The sequence below is a fragment of the Rhodococcus zopfii NBRC 100606 = JCM 9919 genome, assembly GCF_001895025.1.
Classification (GTDB): Bacteria; Actinomycetota; Actinomycetes; order Mycobacteriales; family Mycobacteriaceae; genus Rhodococcus; species Rhodococcus zopfii.
In genome coordinates, this window is record NZ_BCXI01000002.1 from 1 (window position 1) to 25,341 (window position 25,341).

The following is a 25,341-nucleotide window of genomic DNA, read 5'->3' on the forward strand; positions in this document are numbered from 1 at the left end:
GACCGATCCGAGCAGCCGGATCGAGGACAGGTCGTGGGCGTCGGGGATCGCGCGACCCCACTTCATGAACGTGCGGATCAGCGTCGGGGCGGTGTAGTAGATCGACACCCCGTACTTCTCGATGATCTCGAAGTGCCGGTGCTCGTTCGGCGAATTGGGGGTGCCCTCGTAGACGACCTGCGTAACGCCGTTGGACAGCGGCCCGTACACGATGTAGGTGTGGCCGGTGACCCAGCCGATGTCGGCGGTGCACCAGTACACGTCCGTACCCGGCTTGTGGTCGAAGACGTTGTGGTGGGTGTAGGAGGCCTGGGTGAGGTAGCCACCGGAGGTGTGGATGATGCCCTTCGGCTTTCCGGTGGTGCCGGAGGTGTAGAGGATGAACAGCGGGTGCTCGGCGTCGAACGGCTGCGCGGTGTGCTGATCGGAGGCCTTGTCGACGGTCTCGTGCCACCACAGGTCCCGGCCTTCGGTCCATTCGACGTCGATGCCGGTGCGTTTGACGACGAGCACGTGCTGGATCGACTCCGCACCGGTGACCGCTTCGTCGGCAGCGGCCTTGAGCGGGGCGGGAGCACCGCGACGCCACTGGCCGTCGACGGTGACCAGCAGCTTGGCCTGCGCGTCGTCGATGCGCGAGCGCAGCGCGTGCGAGGAGAAGCCGCCGAAGACCACCGAATGCGTCAGACCGAGGCGGGCGCAGGCGAGCATCGCGATGATCGCCTCGGGGATCATCGGCATGTAGATCGCGACGCGGTCGCCGGCGACCAGGCCGAGTTCGGTGAAGGTGTTGGCGGCCTTGGACACCTCGGCGAGCAGATCGTGGTAGGTCAGCGAGCGGGTATCGCCCGGTTCGCCTTCGAAGTGGATGGCGACGCGGTCGCCGTTGCCGGCCAGCACATGGCGGTCGACGCAGTTGTAGGCGACGTTGAGCTCTCCACCGACGAACCACTTCGCGACCGGGGCGTCGGACCAGTCCAGCACCTCGCTCCACGGCCTCGCCCAGTCGAGGCGCCGGGCCTGGGTGTCCCAGAACGCGAGGCGGTCGGCGTCGGCGGCGGCCTGCAGTTCGGGACCGGCGTTGGCCACGGTCGCAAACTCCAGGCTGGGAGCAAACACATCGCCGACCTGCTGGGAACCACTCATCTCAGACATTCAATCCTTCCAACACCGAATCTAACCATCCAGCAGTGAATCTCAGAATGAATCGGGAACCCCGCCGCCGGGAAAGCGGCGGGGGTACCCCGATCAGAAGCTGCGGAAGTACTCGCGCTGCTCCCACTCCGTCACGGTGTTCTGATCTTCGCGAATTCCGTTCTCCTCCAGGTACTGGATGTATCTGCGCCACTCGTTTCGCTTCAGCCCCAGATAGAAGTCGACGAAGGCGTCGCCGGCGCTGCGCCGGAACAACTCGCTGGCGTCCAGAGCATCCGCTGCCTGCGCCAGGCTCGACGGCAAACGAGGCAGGTCCTTTTCGTGCGGGTTGTCGGTCAGCGGTCCTGGATCGATCTTGTTGTCCACCCCGTCCAGCCCGGCAATCAGCTGAGAGGCCATGTACAAGTACGGATTGGCTGCCGGTTCACCGAGCCGGTTCTCGAAGTGGGTTGCAGGGTCCCCGGGACCGCCCAGCACCCGCAGATAGGTTCCGCGATTGTCTGCAGACCAAGTCGCCCTGTCGGGTGAGAGCGAGAATCGATCACTGAATCTCTTGTAACCGTTCACCGTCGGCGCCGCGAAGATCGCAGTAGCCGCCGCATGATGGACCAGCCCGCCGGCGAAGTGTGTGGCGAACTCGGAAACGAACTCACCCTCTCCCTGAGCCACGAACACGTTCTCACCGACACCCCTGTCGAAGAGCGACTGATGCAAGTGCCATCCACTCGCATCGAACCCACTGAGCGCAGGAGCACACATGAATGTCGCGTGGTAGCCGGCACGAGCGCAAAGCTGCTTGACCGTGGTCCGGAAGAGGAGCATCGCGTCCGCGGCCTCGAGCGCCGGCATCGGATCGAACGTGAACTCCATCTGGCCCGGGCCGGACTCGTGCTCTGTCGTGCGTAGCGGGATCCCGAACGACAGAAGCGTGGAGCGAATCTCTCGAATCAGTCCCTCCACTTCATCGATCAGATTCTCACTGTTGAACTGATAACCCAGGTTCACCGGTGCGACGACCGGCGCGGCACCCGGCGACCCGAAACCGCCGACCGACTCGAGATCGTTCTTCAGGTCGATCAGGCGGGTGAGATACCATTCGACCTCGAGACCCACGACGTACTGCAAGTCTCGTGCCTCGACCTCCCCCAACATCCGCTTCAGCAGTTGTCGTGACGAGAAAGGCACCGGGCGGCCGGATTTGAAGTATTCGTCACCGATGATCCATCCCGCCTTGTCCGCCCAAGGGAGGACGTGAAATGTCTCCGGATCCGGCACCAGCACAAAGCTGCCGGCACCGGTCATCTCGTCGTCATTGAGTCCGCCACCGCGCTCGAACGGATTGAACACCAGGTCCAATCCGGTATCGAAGATGAACGGACCAGGGCTGCAGTCGATCCCATTCCTCAGGACCGATGCGAACGAAGAGGCGGTCACTGCCTTGCTTCGCGAGAGGCCGTGCGGATCACAGAAGGACATGCGGATCACCTCCAGTCCGTCTTCTTCGATCTGTGCAAGGATCTCGGCGGCTTTCGCCTTCTGCCGAGGTGTCCACAAACTGTGCATCTCGATGAACCCCGAACGGCCGGTGCTCAGATTCTTCAGTGTCGCGGTGCTGATGCTTTCGGACATGTGGATTCCTTCAGTAGGTCGAGTGCTTGATGAGTTCTGGATACGCCGGCTTCCACGGCCGGTTGGCCTCGTAGTCGGCCGCGATGTCGAGGACACGGTGATCGTCGCCGAACCGCCCCACGAACTGGATCCCGATCGGAAGTCCGCGAGGATCGAGAGCAGCCGGCATGCTGATCGCGGGCTGGCCCGTCAGGTTGAAGGGATACGTGTAGGGCGTCCACGAGAGCCCCTCCGAGACCTTCCCGTCGACGACGACGGCCTCACCCTGATCGGACGGAAATGCAGTGATCGGCGTGGTCGGCGTCAAGAGGACATCAACCTCGCGGGTCGCTGCCCGCAAGGCCATCGTGTAGTCGTGGCGAAGATCGTGTGCGCGCGCAAGTTGACCGGCGCCGAGGTCCCGCCCCCGCTGAATCAATCTCGCGTACCCCGGGTCGAGTAGGTGCACGATCTCGTCGAAGTTGTCCCAGTAACTCGCGGCCTCGTGACCGGCCCAAATTGTATCGAGAATTTCGTAAGGATCCGAAAGGTCGATGTCGACTTCGACTGTTTCGTAGCCGATCTCACGCAACAGCGCCACTGCGTCGAAGAGTGCGCCCTCCACGGATGCCTCCGGCCTTGCGCTTCCGAGCGAACTCGTGAAACCTACTCGCAGTGCACGCGCGCCGGTGCCGGTCTGTATCGGAGTACCGGTCTGATCGCCGATGTTGCTCGAACGATCTCGAAAATCTGGACCGCTCATGACAGCTACCGATCGAGCGGCATCCTCGACGCTGCGGGTGAGGACCCCGATGTGGGACAGGCCGTCGGACGAGTGCGGCCAGTACGGGATGCGTCCCAGGGTCGGTTTGAAGCCCACAACCCCGCAGAAGGCTGCAGGTATCCGTACGCTGCCGGCGCCATCCGTCCCGACCGCAACGGGCCCGAAGCCCATCGCTGCGGCGACACCAGCCCCTCCGCTCGAGCCGCCGGCAGAGCGCTCGTATGCCCACGGGTTGAGCGACGGACCGACAAGTTGGTTGGCCGCGTCGCCCTTCCAGCCACCTTCACTCGTGTTGGTCTTTCCGACAATCACCGCTCCCGCTTCCCGTAACCGTGCCACAGATGGAGAATCCTCGTAGGGTACGAAGTCTTTCGTGACGAGAGATCCACGCGTCGTGCGCAGACCTCGGGTCCGAATCAGGTCCTTGACTGTGACAGGGATACCCAGCAAGGGCATCTCCGGAGTCGGTCCGTGACGTTCGAGCGCTCGTGTCGCCACTTCTGCCTGTGCTCTGCATCCGTCTTCATCCAGAGTGATGAATATGTTCAACGACTCGAAGGTGCTCGCGCGGCGAAGAATGTCGTCGATCACCTCGGACGGCGTGTATTCTCCTGTTCGGTAGGCATTTTGGAGCTCGGAGATCGAGTAGAATCCCGGCTCCACTCGCGATGTGGTCATCTGCTTCTCGATTCGGGTTCTTGATGGGGTGATCGTGGTGCGCACGTCACCGCTGGAGTTCGAGATCTCTTGTATCGCGGAGCATTTCCGGTTCAGGAGGAGTGGCCTTGGAGCGGGCGACCAGTACGAGAAAGACGGCGATGACGACGATCTGAACGGTGGCCACCACCGTTGAATTCACTTCTTCCCAAGTCCCCGTGAGCTGCAGAGCACCCGGAATCGTGGTTGTCGTGACCGCCTGCAGCACCGCCAGCCAGCCAGTCGGGCGCTGTAGCCATCCCTGCCCCAACGCGAGGACGAAGAAGAAGGCCGAGAACAAGATCACCCAGGACAGCCAGATGAACCCGAACTTCACGTCCGAGAATCGGACAAAATTGACCACAGCCAGGAACACGGACACCAAGGCGGCCCATCCACAGTACCAGCCGAGACCGTTCCCGGGCAGACTTCCGAAGTTGTTGAACGCCACGTAGAGATAGGTGAAGGCGAAGAGCAGGAAACCCGTGGCACCCAGCACGACGTCGAGCTGCCCGCTCCCCGAAGTCGGCCCCGAGAGCACCGCAGACAACACCGTGATCACCAGGGCCGAGCCGATGAACACGTTGACGGGGGCTGTCGCCTTCGGCCCGACTACACCGAGCAGGCCGAGTCCGTTGAGGAGGAGGACGGATCCCACGAACATGAGAGACAAGCTGGACATGAATTCTCCTGATCATTCCCTGACGAGCGCATCGATTTACCGAACGACAAAAGTATCGAGCCATGCACTGAAGATGTTCCTGGCAATTTTCATATTTCCGTCGATGTTCAGCCTCAACTCTTCGAGTACCCTTTCCGAGGCACCCTCGCCGTGAATAGACTCCAACGCCTCTTTGTATTCCGGGATATCGCCCCATTCCGCCGCCAGCGACTCCGTCACCTCGACATGGAATTGGATCCCGTAAGCCGCTCCGCGGGAAATGACCTGATTCTCGTACAGTTTCGATTCACACAGCCGAGCGAATCCCTCCGGCAGAACGAAGGAGTCGGAATGCCATTGAAATACGGGAAACGAGGCTGGTAGTCGAGAAAACACCGGGTCGCTCTCGGCGGCGGCTGTCAGAGACACCTCGTTCATGCCTACCTCCGGCGTCTCGCCTGTGTAGATCTCGGCGCCGAACGAGGCAGAGAGGAGCTGCGCCCCCAGACAGACGCCCCAGTAGGGCATTCCGGCGCTTACGGAATCTTCGATGAATTTCCGCTCGCCGGCGAGCCAGGGGAATTCTTCGTCGTCGACCGCCCCCATCGGCCCACCCATTGCTATGACGGCGTCGTACAATCGCCAGTCGGGCAGCGCATCGCCCCGATCCAACTCGATCCGATCGATTCCGATGCCACGTTCGACGAGTACATCTTCGAAGACTGCCGGCGGCTCGCATTCGACGTGCTGAATAACCAAAACCCGGCGACCGGGTTTCCCGTCTACTCCTGCATCGAATTTATGTTTCGACATATATGCCTCTCGCATTTCATGGTTGCAGTGGCGGCTTCTGCAAACGATGATGTAGCTGTGATGCTCGGCACACAAGATGCCACCCATGCGAGATTGGACTTGTTTCTTGACGACCATGAATAGAACGATCATCTGGCACCTGCTCCGGACCGAAGGCGCTCCCGGACCCCGGTATCGGAGCATCGCGCAGTGCTTCGAGGCACTGATCTCCGTCGGACACATACGGGTCGGCGAGAAGCTTCCCGGCGAGAGGGACATAGCCGACGCCCTCGCCGTAAGCAGAACGACAGTGGTGCAGGCCTACAAACAACTCAAGGAGTCGGGATGGGCCGAGAGCACCACAGGAAGAGGGACTTTCGCTCGCCGACCGTTGAAGAAGCGGGCGACCAGGATGATGGACTGGGTCGAAACCCCCGACGGCGGCCCACTGACCGGTTCGGCTGTGCCCTCACGAGTTGTCGATTTCGTCAACCCGACGCCGCCTGCCCCGATCGAGCTCCACGACGCCGTCACATCGAGCGCAGCCGAGGTGGTACGGCTCGCAGACAGTGCAGTGCACTATCTGCACGGGCTGCCCGATCTGCGACAGTGGATCGCCGAGTGGTACACAGCCAGAGGACTACCCACCCGATCGAACGAGATAGTGGTGACTTCGGGTGCGCAACAAGCACTCGCATTGGCGTGCCGGCTCTTCATGCGTCCGCATGGATCCGTGGTACTCGAAAGTCCCACCTATCTAGGGGCGTTGGACCAGATGCGCTCGCGCTCTGCGCACATCGTCTCGATCCACTCCGGTGCCGAAGGGTTCGATTCCGACCAACTCACGGAAGCAATGAGGAGCCACCGGCCGGATTTGATCTATACGATGTCGGCCTGTCATTCCGTAACCGGCACCGCCATGACCGATGGACAACGACAGCACGTCGTCGATCTGACTTCCGCGTCCTCCACGGTGATCGTCGACGACGACGTCTACGCGGGACTGTCGCGGAACAGCGTTCAACGGGCACCTTTGGCCGCCGTAAATCCGGATGCACCGATCATCACGATCGGTGGAGTCGGCAAGCTGTTGTGGGACGGACTCAGAGTCGGATGGTTGCGCGCGCCTGCTCCCCTCGCCGAGCGTCTCGCTCGGCTCAAGGGCGTCGAAGATCTGGGCACATCGCTGATCGCCCAGGTCGTCTCCCTCGAACTGTTGCACCACCATACGGAGATCGCAGCGCGGCGAAGGCTCGAGGCAGCCGAGAGACTGCACCTAACCCAGTCACTCCTCCGGGCACCTGTTCCCGAGTGGAGGTGGTACACTCCAGCCGAGGGTTGGTCGCTGTGGATTGCGCTGCCACACGGCTCGGCAACACAGTTTGCTGTCGAGTCCCGCAGGAACGGTGTACTGATCGCCGCAGGGTCCACTTTCACCGCGGATGGCAGCGGCGATGACCATCTCCGCCTGGTGTTCTACAAGTCCACGGCCGATCTCGAAGTAGGGGTGCGGCGACTCGGCGAATCGTGGATGCAGTTCGCCGCAGTGTGACCGAGCAGAGTTCACACGAGCACCGGACGCCCCGAACGTCAGAGGATGAACATCAGCGACCAGTACACGACGAGAGTGGTCACAGCCATCGAAGTCACGTTTGCGATGAACGGATGGAACAGCGGAGGAATCAGCTTTGCGAGCAGCCGGGCGACGGGAGCCCCGAGTGCGGCGCCGATAGCTGCACCCAGGACGAGTGCAGACCAACTGCCGCCGAAGGCGACTACTGCGGTAGGTGCGCTCGAGACCACAGGAACGTAGGTCGCAGTCCAACCCCCACCGCGATACCACTGCCGCCACAGCACCACCCCGATGGCGGAAGTGAGTACCTGGGCGAACAGTATCCGGGGTAACAGTTCGAGGCCATAGCCGGCGAAGGACGGATCGATGAGGAATCCGGCGCACGCGCCGACGATCATCAGTCCCCCGGCCCATTCGCTGCCGATGAACTGTGCCTCAGAGAAGTCGGCGAGCACGCGCCGCACAGTCCATGCAGCTTCACTCCGCCTGGCGTCCACTCGACCGGCTCCGTGCACCGGCGGTGCATCGTCGGGCACCCTCATCCAGGGCAAGAAGCGACACGTCGCGCATGCGATCACGCCCCCGAGGGCCATCGCCGAAACGATGCCGACGACATTCGGGATACCGTTTGGAGCACAGAAGTTCGCGATCAACAGCATCGCAAGAGGCGGTACGGTCACGATTCCGAGGACGGCACCGGTTCCCAAGACTGCCCAGCCGCGCCCGTAGAGCAGCACGACAGCGGCGGGGACCGAGGCGACGACGACGAACGTCGGTTGCCACTTTCCGTCCACGAGTAGGCCACGGAACAGCAGATTCGTCGCCACCAAGGACAGAACCACCGCTCCGATCATCCAGGGAAAGCGGGCACCGAACCCGTACGAAACCGGTGTCCCGGCGAACCGGGACGAGGACCGCCACAGGAAATATGCGGCGAAAGCGCCCACGAGCAACCCTACCGACGCGAGTGGACTCTTGTACGACGTCGGTTCGGTGAAGTCTCCGAGCACCCAACTCCACCACGCCGTCCATGATGTCGAAACGTGAGGGGTCCACTGTTCATAGCTTCGCGCCGGGCTCGAGCGTGCAGAGGCGGCAGCTTCGAGGAGCAGCGCGACCGCCAGAGCGGTCACACAGATGACAAGGGCACCGAGAAATGTTCCGACAGAGCAATATCGACGATATTTGACTGACAGATGTTCGCTAGAGGACGCGGTCGTAGGCATACTGACCTTCCAGGGGCTGATAGCACGCAGAGTCGCGACCGACGTTGGTCGCGTCGGGTGGGGTGGATCCATCCGGAGGGGGAAGGAACAGGAATGCTCGCTTCCCCCTCCAGTCCGGTCACAGTGTTCGTGTGGCCGGGATGCGGTAGTGGTGGGACCAGGGGCGAGCCTGCTCGAAGGCCGCAATCGCTGCCATGACGCCGGCGTCGTCATGCCGGCGCCCCATGACGAGCATGCCTACCGGTAGGCCGTTCGAGAGTCCGGCCGGCACCGATGCACTGGGATTTCCCGTGAAGTTCGTGAAGTAAGTCATGCACCAACCGATCAGCGGGTCCACCGGCTCGCCGTTGATCTCCTTCGGCCCCTGGGTTTCTCCGTCGTCACCGTTCAGTACAGGCATGCACGCCAGCGTCGGCGCAACGATGTAGTCGTAGGAGGCGAAGACGTCCGCGAAGCGGTCGTAGACGCTGGTCCTCATTCGCTGATCCCGGATGAGATCGTCCACGCCGAGGGTGGGCACCAGATCGACCCAGTGCATCATCGATTCCGGCAGTTCGCTCGGAGTTTCCGAGCGTAGGTCGACGCCGTTCGCCGCGAGGGAAGCGAGCGTCTCGTAAACGCCGAACGCGGTCACCCGCGACCACATGTCGCTCAGCTCACCTTGCGAGACGGTGAACCCGAAGTCGATGGGTTCGACGACGGCACCGAGATCCTCGAACGCGCGTACCGCGTCGTCCACGACATCCCGCACCTGCTTCTCTACCGGGAAGATCCCGTAGTCGGTGGTGTATCCGATGCGTTTGCCCTTCACTCCTCGCGTGAGCGCACCCATGAAATCGACGGTTCCGTCGAGTGCGATCGGGTCCCGCCGATCGAACCCATGCAGTGCAGTCATCGCGAGCGCGGAGTCTTCGACGGTGCGCGTGATCGGGCCTTCATAGAGAAAGCAGGAGGTTCCGAAAGCATTCGGCCGGGCGACAAAGGGCAGGCGGCCTGCCGACGGCTGAAACCCCACCACTCCGCTCCACGCGGCGGGGATGCGGATCGATCCTCCGCCGTCGGTTGCACCTGCAAGCGGGACCATTCCGTCCGCTACCGCTGCGGAGCTTCCGCCGGACGAGCCGCCCGGATTCCGGGTCGGATCGAACGGATTCCGGGTGGGGCCCACGGTTGCATTGTCGGTCGTACCGCGAAATCCGAACGCGGGGCTGTTGGTCTGGCCCACGACGATGCTGCCAGCAGCCTCGACGCGTGCCGGGAACATGCTCCAGGTGTCGGAGATGTTGCGGCTCAACGCCGAGAGGCCACCGAGTGTCGCGGGCCAGCCGGGCTTGAATCCGAACAGATCCTTCATGAGGCTGGGCACACCCGCCAGTACCCCGATGTCTTCGCCCTGGGCGATCCGCGCTTCCAACCGCCGCGCGTGGGTACGTGCATCCTCATAACCCTTGTATGTCACGGCATTCAGACTCGGGTTGCGCCGTTCGATCCGTTCGATCGCCGCCTCGGTGGTCTCCACCGGTGAGAGGTGCTTGGCACGAACGGCGCGGGAGGTCTCCGCTACCGTAAGGGTGTCGAGTTCGGAAGATGTCGTCATCGGTGTCTCCTCGCGCCGCGAACACAACGGTTCGCGTGGGGCTGATTCGCGTAGCGGAAGCTACGACGAGGTAGGCGGAGGTGGGGGCCCGGTTCGGTCCGGTGGTTCCACCCAGTCCTCTGCCTCGGACCGGATCGAGACGATCAGCGGGACGGTTTCCGCCGACCACCCGAGTGGCCCGATGCGGAGAATGTAATCTGCATCACTGGCGTGACGCGTCGGTCAGATTACGTATTTTCCGCCAACGCTGAGCAGCCCTTCACGATCGGCGACGAGGGCGGCAGCAGTTCGAGTGGAGACGGACAACTTGGCAAGAATGTGTTCGACGTGCGTGGTGATCGTTCGCACACTCGTCGACAGTGCCTGCGCAATAGCGGCATTCGAAGCCCCCGTCCCCAACGCGGCAAGAACATCCAGCTCACGCCGGGTCAGACCGTATGGAAGTGGCTCCTGACGCCAACTCACGACTGCGCGACATGTCGAACCGCCGAAGGGAAGCAACTCGACCGTCAGCGGTTGCAGCCGTGATCGTCGACCGCGGCGATCTCCATCCCGGTCACACCAGCGAAAGCGCACCGGACGGTCCGTCCTCGACAGAACCTCGGTGATCGTGTCCAACAGAGCCCGAGGCGGCAAACCTTCGGGGGTCAGCGGTACCCACCCGTGGACACGATCGAGTGCCGCGGCCGGCCGTTGCGGTGAGTGCATAGAGACGAACTGCCGTGCCGGAGCGAGACGATCGACGAGGGGAGTCATCCCGGCCCCGACGATTCCGAGCATCTCCCGGACCTCGTCCGCGGGCGGGGTGGCCGCCTCGAGGTTCAGCAGCAGCATTCCCAGGTACACACCGTCGATGGCCCTCAGCAACATCGTGCCGCCTTCACGGAATCCGTGAGCCTCCACCGCCTCTACGTAGAACTCCGAATCGCGCCGGTCGAAGGGGCAATCCTTCCAGAAGACCGGTTCAGCTCGCTGCTCGAGGACACCCCAGACGCGGTCGGTGCGATACCGGGGCCCGTTGAGCGCCACGCGCATCTGCTCGGTGTACCCGCGGCTGGCGACAGTGTGATGGGTCGAAGTTCTCGGGTTCCAGACAGCGATCTGCGCGGCGTCATACGCGACGATCGCCGCCAACTCGTCGAGCACGGCATCGGCACGCTGATCCATCGGCGAGGTGTCGGCGACGATCGCCGAGATCCGTCGCACCGAGTCCACCATCGATGACCTGGACATGTCGTTATCATAGGACGGTGCGTCGCTCGACGGTCGTACACCTGGGAGACGCGCTCCCGGAAAATAATTGACGAGAAGCGCCGCGTCCGCGTTACGTCGCGCTCATTGCCTCTCCATGAGCCGCGCGATCCGACGGATGCCTTCGCTGATCTGCGGGACCGAGGCGGCGCCGTACGAGAGGCGGATGTAAGCCGCGGGTGGCTCATCGAAGTAGAAGTGGCCACCGTCCCCGATCAGTACGCCGGCGTCCTGGGCCGCGGCCGCCAACGCCGCCGTATCGGTACCCTCCGGCAGCTTGGCCCAGAGGTGGATGCTGCCCTGGGGAGTATGCGGGACACGCACATCCGGCAGCGTGGCAACGATCTCTCCCAGCATCACGTCGCGACGCTCCGCCAGGTGCGACCGGAGCCTCTTGAGGTGCCGGGGCCAGGCATTGGAGGTGAGCAGGCTCAACGCGACCTCCTGAACCAACGGAGGAACACACATGTCGTCGGCGATGCGCGCTGTCCGGAGTCGTTCGCCGGCCGGTCCTCGCGCAGCAATCGCAGCGACCCGCAGGCCGGGCGCAGCCGATTTGCTCAGGGTGGCAATCGAAACCACATGACCGTCAGGATCCTGGGTGAACAGCGGCGCGGGCGCGCGGCCGTCGATACTCAAGTGCCGGGCCCAGTCGTCTTCGATGATGAATGCCCCGTGGCGGGCGGCGAGCCGGAGCACCTCTTCGCGACGAGAGGCACTCAACACGGCACCGGTCGGATTGGCATAGCAGGGTTGGAGATAGATCACCGTAGCGCGTGTGCGTTCGAGAGCGTCGGCGAGTTTGTCGGGTCGGATGCCGTCGGCGTCCGCGGGCACAGCGACGAGCTCGAGACCGGCCGCTTGCGCGGCGATCATCGCGCCAGGATAGCTGGGGCTCTCGGCTATCAGCGTCGCACCGGGTTCGGCAAGCGTGCGCAGTGCGTAGACGAGCGCCTGCTGGCCACCGGGCACGATCAGCACGTCGCTCGGATCGGTGTGGAACTCCTCGGAGAAGACTCTGCGCAGATCCGGTAAGCCGAACGGGGGAGCCATCATCCATGCCCGCGGGCTTCGCGCGGCGCGAGCGCCCAAGGATCTCAAGTCTTCGAGCGGCTGTAACTCGGGTGCCAGATATCCCCACGACAGCTGGATGTCGTCGGCGGTTCCGTAGGCTCCCAGCCGGGAGGTCCTGCGCGCGTCGACCCGGGCGTGACCGAGGGATTGCGATTGCCACGAATAGTCGGGTTCCGGACCCCGGTCTCGGCCGAGGACGAACGTGCCTCGGCCCGGCTCCGCTTTGACCACCCCGAGCGCTTGGAGCTGCGCGATCGCCTGGGAAACCGTCGCGGCACTGGCCTGAAACTCGCTCGAGAGCTGACGAACCGGGGGCATTTTCTCCCCGACACGCATCGAGGCCGCCCGATTCCGGAGGATCGCGGCAACCTCTGACGCTCTGTTATCGTTGACCATGAAGCTATTGGATAACGTTACTCCTCCACTGTCAATCACGTTACTGCCCTCGACTGCGGTCGACTCCCCCCGGAAGTACATCGCATGAGGGGCGTGCGCTCGGTACTCGAGGACGTTTCGGCATCTGCGCTTGTCGCCGGGGTCATCTCGGCACTGGTGAACTACTCCGGCCCCTTCCTCATCGTGCTCGAGGCAACCCGCGCAGCCGGATTGAACGAAGCGCAGACAGCTTCATGGGTGTGGGCCGTGTCCATCGGCAACGGCGTCTGCAGCATCGCATTGAGCCTGTTCACACGAATGCCGATCATCGTGGCTTGGTCGACGCCGGGAGCCGCGCTCCTGATCGCGTCGCTGGGCGGGTTCAATTTCTCCGACGCGGTCGGCGCGTTCCTCGTGGCGTCGATCGCGGCGGCGGTGGTCGGATACACCGGGTGGTTCGGATGGCTGCTCGACCGCGTCCCTGCGCCGGTGCTGCAGGCGCTGCTGGCCGGCATCCTGCTCCCCTTCGTCATCTCGGCCGGTTCCGCGTTCCAAGCGGCCCCGATACTGGCCGGGAGCGTGATCGTCACCTACTTCGTCGGCAAGCGGTACTTCGACCGATACGCCGTACTGGCGGCGCTGATCGCGGGAATAGCGGCCGCAGCCGTCACCGGCTCCTTCAAGACGATGAGCGTCGGGCTGACAATCACCGGCCCGGTCTTCACGATGCCGGCCTTCAACCCCACCGCGCTGATCAGCATCGGGCTTCCGCTGTTCATCGTCACGATGGCCTCGCAGAACGCACCCGGACTCGCGCTGCTGCGCTCCGAGGGCTACGTCCCCAACGATCGGCTCCTCGTCGGGTCCATCTCCACGGTCTCCGCGCTCCTGGCCCCGGCCGGCAATCACGGCATCAACATCGCGGCCATCACCGCGGCCATCGCCGTCGGCCCGGAGTCGCATCACGACCGGAATCGCCGTTACATCGCTGGGCTTTCCGCGGGCATCGCGTACTTACTCGTCGGCATCTTCGGCAGCTTCCTCGTCGCGGGCTTCCAGTCCATTCCGTCCGAAACCATCACGACACTCGCGGCGGTGGCACTTCTCGCGTCGACGCTCACCGCGCTGAAGGGAGCGACGGGCGGCGACACCCGAACCGGGGTCTCGGCCCTCACGACACTCGCGGTCACCATGTCGGGCATCGTCCTCGTCAGCGTGGGCAGCGCATTCTGGGGCCTGCTCGCGGGCAGTGCCGTGTACGTGATCTTGGGTCTGCCCACGGTGAAGCGTCGGCCCGCCCGCGCCCCGCGCGCCGCGAACCCCGGTCCCGACCCGGATCCCCTTGCCGAGGAGGCGATCCGCTGAGAGTGCCCCGCTGCCCGGTCGGTGCCCGGAAGTGCGGCGGCGATCCGAACGGGTCGGCGCCGCGCGGGTACGAAACCCCGTTACCCCGGACACGACCATGGTCCGGCCGCGGAACTCTTTCTGATACATGATGATTCCCTCTACTCCGGAAATCCGTTCCCGCGGGTACGCACCGGCGATGAGGGCAACAAGGTCCCGTGGCGCTCGAGAATGCGGGCCCGGTTGTCCCGCCGGGACAACATCGCCACGACCGGCGTCACACCCTCCGGCTCTCGACCACCGCGTTTCGATCTGTCGGCGAATGTCCCCGTTCAAACCGCAGCCGCCGGTCTAGGCTCCCAGCATGGCCGGATCGGCAAGGACACTCCGCACCGTGTGTGCAGCACTGCTGACGGTGCTGCTCGCACTCGTGCTGACGTCGTGCAGTTCGTCGGGAAACGACGCCGCCGGATCCCGCGACCTGTGTTCACCACCGGGTATCGGTTCCGCGTCGGCAGCGCCCACGAATCTGGCGGCGGGCGCGACGGAAGCGGAGGACCGGTACACGACGCCGGACGTGGTGCCGCTCGAGGGCATCGACACCTCCCGGCTGGGGCTCATCAGCCCGGGTGTCCTGACCGTCGGCACGCTGTCCGACGCGCCGCCGAGCATCTGCGTGAACTCGGAGGGCGTGTTCACCGGCTACGACAACGAGGTTCTGAAGGCGATCGGGGAGAAGCTCGGACTGGACGTGCAGTTCGTGGGCACCGAATTCGCCGGGCTGCTCGCGCAGGTTGCCGGACGCCGCTTCGACGCCGGATCGTCGTCGATCACCACGACGGACGAGCGCCGGAATCTCGTCGGCTTCACCAACGGCTACGACTTCGGCTACTTCTCGCTCGTGGCACCCAACGGCAGCCCGATCTCCGGGTTCTCGGACCTGAACGCTTCCACCCGGATCGGCGTGGTGCAGGGCACCGTGCAGGACGACTACGTCGTCAACACGTTGAAACTCGATCCGGTGAAGTTCCCGGATTACAACACCGCGTACGCGAACCTGAAGACCGGCCAGATCGACGCGTGGGTCGCGCCGTCGCAGCAGGCCGAAGGCGCGATCGCACCGGGTGACGCCACGTCCATCGTGGAGAACACGTTCAGCGTCAACAACTTCGTGGGCTGGGCGGTCGCGAAGGAGAACCAGCCGCTCATCGATGCACTGAACTCCGGCCTGGACGCGGTGATCGCCGACGGCACGTGGGCCGAGTTGTACACCGAATGGGTGCCGCGCGAGCTTCCCGAGGGCTGGAAGCCCGGCAGCAAGGCCGCACCCGCACCCGAGCTGCCCGATTTCGCGGCACTCGCCGCCCAGACCGGAACCGAACCGGCGGGTACGCCGGCCGCCGAGCAGAAGTCCACGCTGGCGCAGCTGCGCGACACGTTCTTCGACTGGGAGCTCTACAAGAAGTCCTTCCCGGACCTGCTGAAGACGGGTCTGCCGAACACCCTGATCCTGGCGCTGACGTCCGGGATCGCCGGCACGGTCCTGGGCATGCTGCTGGCGGTCGCCGGAATCTCCCGAACCCGCTGGCTGCGCTGGCCGGCCCGCATCTACACCGACATCTTCCGGGGTCTGCCCGCCGTCGTGATCATCCTGCTCGTCGGCCTCGGTGTGGGGCCGGTGGTGCAGGGCATCACCGGCAACAACCCGTACTGGCTCGGTGCGGCGGCTCTGGCGCTGCTGGCCGCCGCGTACATCGGCGAGATCTTCCGCTCCGGGATCCAGTCCGTCGAGCCCGGCCAGATGGAGGCGGCGCGCGCGCTCGGCTTCAGCTACCGGCGGTCGATGTCGCTGGTGGTGGTGCCGCAGGGCATCCGCCGAGTGCTGCCTGCCTTGATGAACCAGTTCATCGCCCTCATCAAGGATTCGTCGCTGATCTACTTCCTCGGCCTGCTCGCGACGCAGCGTGAACTGTTCGCGGTCGGCCGGGACCTCAACGCCCAGACCGGCAACCTGTCACCGCTCGTCGCCGCCGGCCTGTTCTACCTGATCCTGACGGTGCCGCTCACACACCTGGTGAACTACATCGACCATCGGCTGCGCGTCGGCCGGAAGGAAGCCACGCTCGACCCGCTCGAACAGGACATCGTCGTGGAGAGAGGCTGAGAACGACCATGACCGCGCCATCTCTCGAGGGTGTTTCCCTGACCGGCACCGGACTGCACCTGGCCTTCGGCGCCAACAAGGTGCTGCGCGGCGTCGACCTGCACGTCGACGCCGGGAAGACCGTCACCGTGATCGGGCCGTCCGGGTCCGGTAAATCGACGCTGCTGCGCGTCCTCAACCGGCTGCACGAACCGGACGCCGGCGACGTGCTGCTCGACGGCAAGTCGGTGCTGAAGGACGATCCCGACGCGCTGCGCCAGCGGATCGGGATGGTGTTCCAGCATTTCAATCTGTTCCCGCACAAGACCGTCGTCGAGAACATCGCGCTGGCGCCGCGCAAGCTCAAGGGGATGTCGAAGACCGAGGCCCGCGACCTCGCCCTCGCCCAACTCGAGCTGGTGGGTCTCGCCCACAAGGCCGAGTCGCGTCCGGCGAATCTGTCCGGCGGGCAGCAACAGCGCGTCGCGATCGCCCGGGCCCTCGCCATGAAACCCGAGGTCATGTTCTTCGACGAGGCGACCTCCGCACTCGACCCCGAACTCGTCAAGGGTGTGCTGGCGCTCATGGCCGACCTCGGCTCGGGCGGGATGACGATGGTGGTGGTCACCCACGAGATGGGGTTCGCGCGGTCGGTGTCGGACACCGTCGTGTTCATGGACCACGGCGCGGTCGTCGAAACCGGCACCCCGGGCCAGTTGTTCGACAGCCCGGAAACCGAACGGCTGCAGCAGTTCCTGTCACAGGTCCTGTGACAGCCTTCGGTCAGCGGTGCCGGATCGGGCGACGGACCGTTCCTGTCGTGATCACGGGTGGATCAGCACGTCCAGGCCCCGCTGGAAATCGGCGACCCGCCGGGAAAGGGCGTTGTGGCCACCGTTGACGATCTCCGACACCCGGACGATCCCTGCGGTGTCCGCGACCTGATTGAGGTTGCGCGATGTCCAGTACCAGGCGGCGGTGGTGAAGGCATTCTCCGGCGCGGCAAGCAATTCGGGGTGCGCAACGTAGTCCACTCCGGTGTGCTCGCTGAGCTTTTCGTAGTTGTGCCGACCCGTGATCTGGATGGCGCCACGGCCTTTGAAACGTTCGCCGTCGCCGGGCTGGGTGTTGCCGAGATCGGCTCGACCCTCGTAGGCGCGTCCGGAGGCGTACTCCTCGAAGGTCCGGAAGGAATCGGACTCGACAGCGAGCTGGGCGATGAACGCTGCCTGCCGGACCGGTGTGTCGATGCCGTTGTGCGTCATCGCGTCGTTCAGCGGGGCGATGTACTGACCGATCTTCTCGGGCTGGATGCCCGGCACGATGCGCGCCAGATCGTCGGGGGTGACGGCGAGTGGCGCAGGCGCCGGAGGAGGCGCAGGGGAAGGCTCTGCCGGGACGTCGGACCCCTCCGTGGAGGCCGCGGGATCGACGGCCGCAGAGTCGTCGGTCTCAGCCCATCCCGCGGTGGAGAGGGTCGTGAGGTCCAGTGCCAAGAGCCGGTCGCCGGGTTCCTGGAACCGAGTCGGTACCGAAGGGACCGGATCAGCGTTGGCGACGGACGTACCGACCCCGACGACGGTGGTTGTGGCAGTGGTGATCATGGCTGCCGCGGCGAGGGCGGCACGGAATCGGCGGCGCGAATGTGAAACGGACATGGGTCGTGCTCCAAGATTCGGCCGAAGGGTTCGTTCGGCCTTCAAAACGGGGCCACGGGCGCTACCGAAGGGAAGTCGTTGCTCCCTGTAGGATCACCATCGAGCGGCCTAAAGGTCACAACCAGGTAACGTCGCAGGTAGGCGGGTTTTCAAGGCATTGTGGCCGACGTCATCTTGACGCGGCGCAAGTGACCCACGTCGCACCCCGCCCCGATTCGGTCCCTCCGAGCCACCCGGCGGGACCGCCCCGGACACCGGGCCGCCGCGACCCGCCCACCCCGCCCAGCCCGGCAGTGAGCGCACGCAGTGAATCCACACCTATTCTCCTGCAACAGGATTCGGCCGAATCAATCTTCCGGGCGAGTCCTCGGCCCCGACTCACCGACGGCGCAGCCCCGATGTGCGCCGCACCCGCGTCCTCTCCGACACGAATCGGGTACGACAACCGCCCGCCAGCGGCCCGCCGTGACCGGATCGTGGCCCATTACACACAACCGCGACGAGTTGCTGCGACCCGGTTTCGATCCGTTCGTCCTTCCCACAACACGCGGCGGGCCCGCCCCGCCGGCCTTCGGTGTCCGGCATCTGCCGGGCGCCGCTCTCCGTTCACCTTCTCGTTCCCTACGTCACGTTTCCGCCTTCTACGGTGCCCGCGGAACGCGAATCGACGAGGGAGTACACGTGCGCATCAAGGACCTGCCGCTGTTCGTCACCCACGACGGGAAGTCGTCGCGGGCGAACATCACCTGCCGCTACAAGTGTGGCGACGCGTGCTCGCACGCGGTACCGAACGTCTCCGGCGGCGCCTACTTCGGGGACCTCGTGCGGAACGCGGTGTCGCGGCGCGGGGTGCTGCGCGGTGGCGCGATGGCGGTCCTCGCGGTCGGCGCGGGCGGGGTGCTCACGGCCTGCTCGGACGACGCGAGTGCGGGGGAGACACCGGCTCCCGGCACCGGCGACCTCGGGCCCGTCGCCCGCGGAACCGACTTCACGCCCGTCGCCCCGAACACCACGGACGCGGTGACCGTTCCCGACGGCTACGACCAGGCCGTCGTGATCCGCTGGGGCGACCCGGTGCTGCCCGATGCGCCCGCGTTCGACATCGCGAATCAGACCGCGGCGGCGCAGGAGAAGCAGTTCGGATTCAACAACGACTTCGCGGGTCTGCTGCCCGTCGAGGGCGTGCCGAACGCCTACCTGCTGGTCGTCAACCACGAATACACGACCGAACCGTTCATGTTCGCCGGGTACGACGCGGAGAACCCCACCGAGGAGCAGGTGCGGATCGGCTGGGCCAACCACGGACTGTCCGTCGTGCAGGTCAAGGGTGAGCCCGGAACAGGGCGTCTCACACCGGAATTCGGACAGTACAACCGTCGCATCACCGGCCTGACCGAGTTCGCCGTCACCGGTCCCGCCGCCGGCAGCGACCTGCTGAAGACGACCGCGGACCCGACCGGCACCCGGGTGCTCGGAACACTCAACAACTGCTCGGGTGGGCTCACCCCGTGGGGCACCGTGCTCTCCGGCGAGGAGAACTTCAACCAGTACTTCGCGAACGCCGAGCAGGTCACCGATCCGGTCGTCGCCGGACGGCTCGCCCGGTACGGCATCGAAGGCGGTGCGTCCGAACGCAAGTGGGAACGGTTCGATCCCCGGTTCGATGTCACAGCGACCCCGAACGAGGTCAACCGCTTCGGCTGGGTCGTCGAGGTGAACCCGTGGGACGCGACGTCGGTGCCGGTCAAGCACACCGCGCTGGGCCGGTTCAAGCACGAGGCCGCGACCATCCACGTCACCGCCGACGGCACGGTGGTCGCGTACAGCGGCGACGACGAACGCTTCGACTACATGTACAAGTTCGTCTCCTCGCGGAAGATGCAGGACGGCAATTCGCAGGCGGCGATGCGCCACAACATGACCCTGCTCGACGCGGGCACCCTGTACGTCGCGCAGCTCACCGGCGACAACCCCGATGCGATCGACGGCACCGGAACCCTCCCGGAGGGCGGGGCGTTCACCGGCGCAGGCACGTGGATTCCGTTGCTGCGCACCAACGAGGACGGGTCCGCGGAGTCCCTGGTCGACGGCATGTCGGCCGACGAGGTCGCGGTCTTCACCCGCCTCGCCGGCGACAAGGTCGGCGCCACCAAGATGGACCGGCCGGAGGACTTCGAACCGAACCCGGCGACCGGCAAGGTCTACGTGGCCCTGACCAACAACTCGAAGCGCGGCGTCGACGGCAAACCCGCTGCCGACGAGGCGAATCCGCGTGTCAACAACAAGAACGGTCAGGTGCTCGAGATCGACGACGATCACGCCGGCACCGCATTCACGTGGAATCTGCTGCTGGTGTGCGGCGACCCCGAAGCGGCCGACACCTACTTCGGTGGATTCGACAAGTCGCAGGTCAGCCCGATCTCGTGTCCCGACAACCTGGCGTTCGATCCGCACGGCAACCTGTGGATCAGCACCGACGGCAACGCCCTGAAGTCCAACGACGGGCTGTTCGCGGTGGTGCTCGACGGGCCACGCCGCGGCGAGACCAAGCAGTTCCTCACCGTCCCGATCGGTGCCGAGACCTGCGGTCCCATCGTCCAGGAGAACCGCGTCGTGGTGTGTGTGCAGCACCCGGGGGAGACCGACGACGCGTCGTGGGACGCTCCCGCCTCGCACTGGCCCGACGGCGGTGCCGCCCAGCCGCGGCCCGCGGTGGTCGCAGCGTGGAAGTCCGGCGGGCTGATCGGGGCCTGACGGCCCGGTGTGCCCTTTCGGCGGCCCGAACCGCCGAAGGGGCGCGCCGGCGCGTCAGCGCAGCACGGAACCGCCCAGGTACTCGCAGGCCTGCAGGGCGAGCGCGATGTCCAGTTTGTCGTGCGTGGCGGGTGCGCGGGTGGGGTCGCCGAGCGCCTTGCCGACCCGGTACTTGACGGTGTTGCGGTGCAGGTTCAACCGTTCGGCGGTGCGCAGGTGACTCTCACCGGTGGCGAAGTAGGTACCCAACGTCACCCGCAGCATCGCGGCCTGTTCGGTGTCGTCCGCGAGGGGACCGAGTACCTCACCGACCCAGGCCCGGGCGGCGTCGAGGTTGCGGGCGAGCAGCGACACGACGGCGACACCCCGATCACCGAATCCGATGACGCGGCGCCGTGAGGTGCTCTGCACCATGGCAATCGAATACGCGGCCCGGGCCTGCTCGTGGCTGCGCCGGAACCCGGCGAGACCGGTCGCGGGCAGGCCGACCGCGACGCGGCCGGTGGAGTGGGCAGCGACGACGGCGGCGAGTTCGGCCGTGTCGATCGTGGGCGGGCGCCGCCCGAACGGCAGCCACGCCCACACCGTGCGGCGGTCGACGGCGGTGAGGATCGGCGGGCCGTCCGCACCGAGATGGTCCGCGACGTCCCGGACGAGGTGGTCGAGGGGGCTGACACCGCCGTCGGCGGGCTCGGTGGTGGTCCACACGATCACCGCGAGGTGACAACGGCCGAGACGGTACCCGGTCTCGGATTCGAAGACCGCCGAGTCCGTTTCGGATCCCTCGACGAGTCCGTGGATCAGCGCCGAGTGGACGTTGCCGCGCGCCGCCGACCAGCGGTGCCGTTCCTGTTCGTAGGCGTCGAACACGTACAGGGTGATCCGGTCGATGTAGCGGGAGACCACCGCCGAGAGGTTGTCGACGACATCGAGGACCAGATCCGCCGGCAGGTCCATCGAGCGGACCTCGTCGACGCACATCCGGATGAAGTCGTTCTGGCCGAGGTGATAGGCCCGCACCAGCGAGTGCGACGGCACCTCCCGCTGGGCCAGGCGCAGCGCGTATTCCACCGCCGCCGTGGTGGGATGGAGATGCTCGGCCGGAATATCGTTGGCGAGCACGTGGATCAGGGTTGCGATGTTGCCGTGCACGCTCGCCTCGAGCAGCTCGACCAGTTGCGGATCTTCGTCGAGCTGCTCGACCTCGCGGGCCATCATCGCGGTCATCGCGCGGGTGATCTCCCGCTGGCGGTCGTCGAACCGCTGCGCGATCTCGGTGACGACGCGGCGGACCTCGTCGCTGCCCGGTGGTGACCCGCGCCGCACGATGTCCGCCGGGATCGGCTCAGCCACGGCTGCCCCGCAGATGACGCAATGCGGATTCGGCGGCGTTGTAGCCGCACATGCCGTGTGCGCCCGCACCCGGCGGGGTGGACGCCGAACACAGGAACACCCCGGGGACACCGATCCGATACGGGTCGAGCGCAATTCGCGGACGGAACACCACCTGCACGCCCCCGTTCGCGCCGCCGATGATGTCGCCGCCCACCTGGTTCGGGTTGTCCCGCGCCAGGTCCGCCGGGGCGGTCACCGCAGTGGCGACGACCCGGTCGCGGAAGCCGGGGGCGAACCGCTCGATCTGTGCGACCACGGCGGCGGTCGCGTCTCCGGTGTATCCGGCGGGTACGTGCGCGTAGGCGTACACCGGGTTCACGCCGTCGTGGGACCGGCTCGGATCGGCGACGTACTGCTGGCCCAGCAGCACGAACGGCCGGTCCGGCATCCGGCCCGACGCGACATCCCGTTCGGCACCGGCGATCTCGTCGAACTCGCCGCCGAGGTGCACGGTCCCGGCGCGACCGCACGCCGGGTCGGCCCACGGGATCGGCCCGTCGATCGCGAAGTCGACCTTGAAGGCTCCCGGTGCGTGCCGGAACTTCTTGTACGACTTCGTGATCCGCGAGGGCACCGCATCGCCGAGAATCTCGAGGGCCGCCCCCGGGGCGACGTCGAGGAGCACGACGTCGGCCGCCGGGATGTCCGCGGCCCGGCGCACCCGCACACCCGTGTGGATCTTGCCGCCGTGCTCGGCCAGCTGGGCGGCGAGCGCGCGGGAGATCGCGGCGGACCCGCCCTCCGCGACCGGCCATCCGTATCGGTGCCCGGCTGCGGTGATCATCAATCCGACCGCGGACGTCGCCGGCCGGTCCAGCCGGTGGTAGGCGTGCGCGGCCACCCCACCGAACAGCGCCCGTGCCTTCGGGGTGCGGAACCAGCGCGCCGCGACGCTGGCCGGCAGCAGCGCCCGCGGACCGAACGCGGCCAGCCGCAGCGGATGCCGCGGCACGTTCAGGACCGGCCGCATCAGGTCCGCGGCCAGCGCATCGAACCCGCCGGCCAGATCGGTGAACATCCGGCGCCACCGCGCCCCGTCGACGCCGAGCCCGGCGGCGGTCTCCTCCAGCGACCGGTACAGCAGCGCGGCCTCGCCGCCGTCCCGGGGATGTGCGCAGTCGATCTCGGGCCACAACCAGCGCAGCCCGTACCGTTCGAGCCCGAGGGTCTGCAAGTAGGGGGAGCCCGCGCCCATCGGATGGAACGCGGAGCAGTGGTCGTGGACCAGGCCGGGGACGGTGAGCTCGCCGGAGCGGGTTCCGCCACCGATCTCGTCGGCCGCTTCGAGGACCTGGACGTCCACGCCGCTGCGGGCGAGGTGGACGGCGGCGGCGAGCCCGTTGGGCCCGCTGCCGACCACGACCGCTGTGCTCACGCCAAGACCTCCCGATCGTCCGTGTCGCGATGCGTGCTCTTGCGGTCCATTGTCCACTGCACGTCGAACGGGATCGGGCCGTTGGGCAGCCAGGGCTGCTCGGCGACCGCGTCGGCGACCTTGTAGGTGCCCCATTCGATCACGCCGACGGCCGCGTCGATCACCTTGTATTCCTGGATGCCGCGATGGATGGGCTGCGATTCGATCCAGGCGACGATGAACTCGCCGGGGGCGAAGTTGCAGCGCTTCTGGATCGCGGCGATCAGGTGCTCGTTGTGCAGGTGCCCGTCACCGAAGTTGAAGGCGACGATCGAATTGCACGAGAATTCGGCCTCCCGCAGGTCGTACGTGTCGATGTCGTCACCGAGGTGCCGCATCATCAGCGAGAACAACGCCCGGCCCTGGCTGTGCATCGAACGCCAGCCGAGCAACTGGTGCATCACGACGTCCGCGACGTCCGCGGGGTACGAATCGAGCAGCTGGGTGCGGGTGTTCTTCGCGGCCCGGACGAGGTGCCGGTCCAGCTTCTCCTCGGCGCCCGGGGCGAACGCCCAGGTGGCGGACGCCCAGTTGCCGGCGTACTGCCGCATCGACGGCAGGAACGACACCAGATCGGGCCGCAGATTGCCGAGGACGGGGAAGAAGCACAGCGCGACGACGATGCCGCCCGCCAGCCACCACGACGACATGTCGGCGACTCCGTAGCCCTCCCACGCGGGGAAGCCCCAGAACAGGAACACGGTGGCGTACGCGAAGAGCAGGTTCCACTCCAACGGCACCGCCAGCGGGAACGTCGAGGCGATGAAGAAGTGGAACGCCACCATCAGCAGCACCGCGAGCAGCGTCACCGTGCGGTTGGTGGAGAACAGCAGGATCACCGGGGTGACGATCTCGACGAGCGTGCCCAGGATGTGGGCGACACCGCTGCCCAGGTGCGACGGGCGCAGATCCTCCGGGAAGTTGCGGTAGTGCATCCGCTTGACGCGCTTCGACATCATCCACGGCGTGTTGCTGATCATCGGCGGCACGACCATGGAGAAGTGCCGGCCGAACTTCGAGACGCCGGCCCCGACCCACACCGTGACGATGAGCAGCTTGAGGGCGACGATCATGTCGACGAACGGCAGGAACGTGAAGAACACCATCGCGGGGAGGTACTGCTCGCTGCGGGCCGCGATGAAGATGACCTTGTCCCGCAGGCCGATCACGATGAGCAGCGCGATCAGCGGGGCCACGACGGCCGGTCGGACGAGGCCCACGTTGTCGGCGACGAGCGCGTCGAGCGATCCGGTGTGCACACCCGGAAGAACCACGGCGACAACGAGGTTCGCCAGCAGGATGGCGTAGAGCAGCACGTCGCCGATGGTGCGGCGGTCGCCGGCGGTGCCGGGCACCTTGTCCGGCCATGGGGGGAGCCGGATCGTCTCGGGCTTGAGCCAGTACCGGAAGCCGCCGGTCATCGGCTTGAAGTGGCCGGCGAGCGGTCCCCACGAACCGGCGAGACCGAGCGATTCGAGCAGCACCGTCCACAGGATCAGCTTCTGGTAGACGATCGGCTGGTTCCACCACGACGCGACGTCGAACCACGACAGACCCGACGTGAGGGTCGCCAGCGCGGTGCCCGCACCGACGTAGAGGATCGCCAGTTTGAGGATGTAGACGGTGTGCACCATCTTCGGGGTTCCGAACCCGTAGTCGGCCCAGTGGGTCGACATGGCACGCAGACGGTCCCGGAATGGAAGGTCACGAAATGTTGCGGGGTCCACCTCGGGGAAGTGGCCGGTCTTGAATCCCATCGGAATTCGCCTCCTGGGTAGGGGTGATCACCTCACCGGCCCGCGGCCGGTGAGTGGAATGAACGTGCGACGAGTGGGTGGGAC

General features: G+C 65.8%; 18 protein-coding genes. 5 read left to right on the top strand and 13 right to left on the bottom strand.

The window, feature by feature from the left end:
• From RZ1_RS02045 to RZ1_RS02065, 5 genes are all read right to left on the bottom strand, one after another.
• A partial coding sequence (locus RZ1_RS02045; RefSeq protein WP_139281747.1) for an AMP-binding protein occupies positions 1 to 1,146 on the bottom strand: 1,146 nt, incomplete at its 3' end.
• Between the two features lie 102 nt (positions 1,147 to 1,248).
• The gene (locus RZ1_RS02050; RefSeq protein WP_072808807.1) at positions 1,249 to 2,784 is read right to left on the bottom strand and encodes a glutamine synthetase family protein; all 1,536 of its coding nucleotides are present in this window, start codon (positions 2,782 to 2,784) and stop codon (positions 1,249 to 1,251) included.
• A 10-nt stretch (positions 2,785 to 2,794) separates the two neighbouring features.
• Positions 2,795 to 4,270: an amidase gene (locus RZ1_RS02055; RefSeq protein ID WP_083583470.1), complete on the bottom strand. Its 1,476-nt coding sequence runs from the start codon at positions 4,268 to 4,270 to the stop codon at positions 2,795 to 2,797.
• A gap of 1 nt (position 4,271) precedes the next feature.
• The gene (locus tag RZ1_RS02060; protein ID WP_072808809.1) at positions 4,272 to 4,925 is read right to left on the bottom strand and encodes an AmiS/UreI family transporter; all 654 of its coding nucleotides are present in this window, start codon (positions 4,923 to 4,925) and stop codon (positions 4,272 to 4,274) included.
• A 36-nt stretch (positions 4,926 to 4,961) separates the two neighbouring features.
• Complete coding sequence (locus tag RZ1_RS02065; protein WP_169917835.1) at positions 4,962 to 5,834, bottom strand: type 1 glutamine amidotransferase; 873 nt, start codon at positions 5,832 to 5,834, stop codon at positions 4,962 to 4,964.
• On the opposite strand from RZ1_RS02065, the gene RZ1_RS02070 reads away from it, so the two are divergent.
• Positions 5,833 to 7,248 (top strand): aminotransferase-like domain-containing protein, encoded by a 1,416-nt coding sequence (locus RZ1_RS02070; protein ID WP_072808811.1) that lies wholly within the window; start codon positions 5,833 to 5,835, stop codon positions 7,246 to 7,248. The two genes, RZ1_RS02065 and RZ1_RS02070, sit on opposite strands and share 2 nt — an antisense overlap.
• A 38-nt stretch (positions 7,249 to 7,286) precedes the next feature.
• On the opposite strand, the gene RZ1_RS02075 is transcribed toward RZ1_RS02070, so the two are convergent.
• From RZ1_RS02075 to RZ1_RS02090, 4 genes are all read right to left on the bottom strand, one after another.
• The gene (locus RZ1_RS02075; RefSeq protein WP_169917837.1) at positions 7,287 to 8,402 is read right to left on the bottom strand and encodes a hypothetical protein; all 1,116 of its coding nucleotides are present in this window, start codon (positions 8,400 to 8,402) and stop codon (positions 7,287 to 7,289) included.
• 211 nt (positions 8,403 to 8,613) lie between these two features.
• Positions 8,614 to 10,092 (bottom strand): amidase, encoded by a 1,479-nt coding sequence (locus RZ1_RS02080; protein WP_072808813.1) that lies wholly within the window; start codon positions 10,090 to 10,092, stop codon positions 8,614 to 8,616.
• Between the two features lie 222 nt (positions 10,093 to 10,314).
• A complete protein-coding gene (locus RZ1_RS02085) occupies positions 10,315 to 11,325 on the bottom strand; it encodes a helix-turn-helix transcriptional regulator (RefSeq protein WP_083583473.1) in 1,011 nt (336 codons plus the stop codon).
• A gap of 102 nt (positions 11,326 to 11,427) precedes the next feature.
• Positions 11,428 to 12,852 (bottom strand): aminotransferase-like domain-containing protein, encoded by a 1,425-nt coding sequence (locus tag RZ1_RS02090; RefSeq protein WP_238071754.1) that lies wholly within the window; start codon positions 12,850 to 12,852, stop codon positions 11,428 to 11,430.
• 54 nt (positions 12,853 to 12,906) lie between these two features.
• On the opposite strand from RZ1_RS02090, the gene RZ1_RS02095 reads away from it, so the two are divergent.
• The 3 genes from RZ1_RS02095 to RZ1_RS02105 all read left to right on the top strand — a co-directional run bounded on the left by RZ1_RS02095 (position 12,907) and on the right by RZ1_RS02105 (position 17,052).
• Positions 12,907 to 14,157 carry a benzoate/H(+) symporter BenE family transporter gene (locus tag RZ1_RS02095; protein WP_244899311.1) on the top strand — a complete coding sequence of 417 codons (1,251 nt, stop codon included), beginning with the start codon at positions 12,907 to 12,909 and terminating at the stop codon, positions 14,155 to 14,157.
• Positions 14,158 to 14,500: 343 nt separating this feature from the next.
• On the top strand, positions 14,501 to 16,300 hold the full coding sequence (locus RZ1_RS02100) for an ABC transporter substrate-binding protein/permease (protein WP_072808821.1): 1,800 nt from the start codon (positions 14,501 to 14,503) through the stop codon (positions 16,298 to 16,300).
• 8 nt (positions 16,301 to 16,308) lie between these two features.
• Positions 16,309 to 17,052 carry an amino acid ABC transporter ATP-binding protein gene (locus tag RZ1_RS02105; RefSeq protein ID WP_072808823.1) on the top strand — a complete coding sequence of 248 codons (744 nt, stop codon included), beginning with the start codon at positions 16,309 to 16,311 and terminating at the stop codon, positions 17,050 to 17,052.
• Positions 17,053 to 17,103: 51 nt separating this feature from the next.
• On the opposite strand, the gene RZ1_RS02110 is transcribed toward RZ1_RS02105, so the two are convergent.
• Positions 17,104 to 17,937, bottom strand: a complete 834-nt coding sequence (locus RZ1_RS02110; RefSeq protein WP_072808825.1) for a glycoside hydrolase family 19 protein — start codon at positions 17,935 to 17,937, stop codon at positions 17,104 to 17,106.
• A 681-nt stretch (positions 17,938 to 18,618) separates the two neighbouring features.
• On the opposite strand from RZ1_RS02110, the gene RZ1_RS02115 reads away from it, so the two are divergent.
• Positions 18,619 to 20,691: a PhoX family protein gene (locus tag RZ1_RS02115; RefSeq protein WP_072808827.1), complete on the top strand. Its 2,073-nt coding sequence runs from the start codon at positions 18,619 to 18,621 to the stop codon at positions 20,689 to 20,691.
• A gap of 54 nt (positions 20,692 to 20,745) precedes the next feature.
• Here RZ1_RS02115 and RZ1_RS02120 read toward each other — a convergent pair whose 3' ends face one another.
• Genes RZ1_RS02120 through RZ1_RS02130 form a run of 3 tightly spaced genes read right to left on the bottom strand, consistent with a single transcriptional unit; the run spans position 20,746 to position 25,257 of the window.
• The gene (locus RZ1_RS02120; RefSeq protein WP_373863688.1) at positions 20,746 to 22,044 is read right to left on the bottom strand and encodes a PucR family transcriptional regulator; all 1,299 of its coding nucleotides are present in this window, start codon (positions 22,042 to 22,044) and stop codon (positions 20,746 to 20,748) included.
• On the bottom strand, positions 22,037 to 23,461 hold the full coding sequence (locus RZ1_RS02125; RefSeq protein ID WP_072808829.1) for a phytoene desaturase family protein: 1,425 nt from the start codon (positions 23,459 to 23,461) through the stop codon (positions 22,037 to 22,039). The genes RZ1_RS02120 and RZ1_RS02125 overlap by 8 nt, the downstream gene beginning before the upstream one ends.
• Complete coding sequence (locus RZ1_RS02130; RefSeq protein WP_072808831.1) at positions 23,458 to 25,257, bottom strand: DUF3556 domain-containing protein; 1,800 nt, start codon at positions 25,255 to 25,257, stop codon at positions 23,458 to 23,460. The genes RZ1_RS02125 and RZ1_RS02130 overlap by 4 nt, the downstream gene beginning before the upstream one ends.
• Positions 25,258 to 25,341: the final 84 nt, after the last annotated feature.

Bases quoted from the DNA above. Each gene is read 5' to 3' on its own strand.
- RZ1_RS02065 (WP_169917835.1), bottom strand. From the start codon at position 5,834: ATGGTCGTCAAGAAACAAGTCCAATCTCGCATGGGTGGCATCTTGTGT.
- RZ1_RS02130 (WP_072808831.1), bottom strand. From the start codon at position 25,257: ATGGGATTCAAGACCGGCCACTTCCCCGAGGTGGACCCCGCAACATTT.
- RZ1_RS02050 (WP_072808807.1), bottom strand. From the start codon at position 2,784: ATGTCCGAAAGCATCAGCACCGCGACACTGAAGAATCTGAGCACCGGC.
- RZ1_RS02085 (WP_083583473.1), bottom strand. From the start codon at position 11,325: ATGTCCAGGTCATCGATGGTGGACTCGGTGCGACGGATCTCGGCGATC.
- RZ1_RS02110 (WP_072808825.1), bottom strand. From the start codon at position 17,937: ATGTCCGTTTCACATTCGCGCCGCCGATTCCGTGCCGCCCTCGCCGCG.
- RZ1_RS02080 (WP_072808813.1), bottom strand. From the start codon at position 10,092: ATGACGACATCTTCCGAACTCGACACCCTTACGGTAGCGGAGACCTCC.
- RZ1_RS02060 (WP_072808809.1), bottom strand. From the start codon at position 4,925: ATGTCCAGCTTGTCTCTCATGTTCGTGGGATCCGTCCTCCTCCTCAAC.
- RZ1_RS02105 (WP_072808823.1), top strand. From the start codon at position 16,309: ATGACCGCGCCATCTCTCGAGGGTGTTTCCCTGACCGGCACCGGACTG.
- RZ1_RS02100 (WP_072808821.1), top strand. From the start codon at position 14,501: ATGGCCGGATCGGCAAGGACACTCCGCACCGTGTGTGCAGCACTGCTG.
- RZ1_RS02070 (WP_072808811.1), top strand. From the start codon at position 5,833: ATGAATAGAACGATCATCTGGCACCTGCTCCGGACCGAAGGCGCTCCC.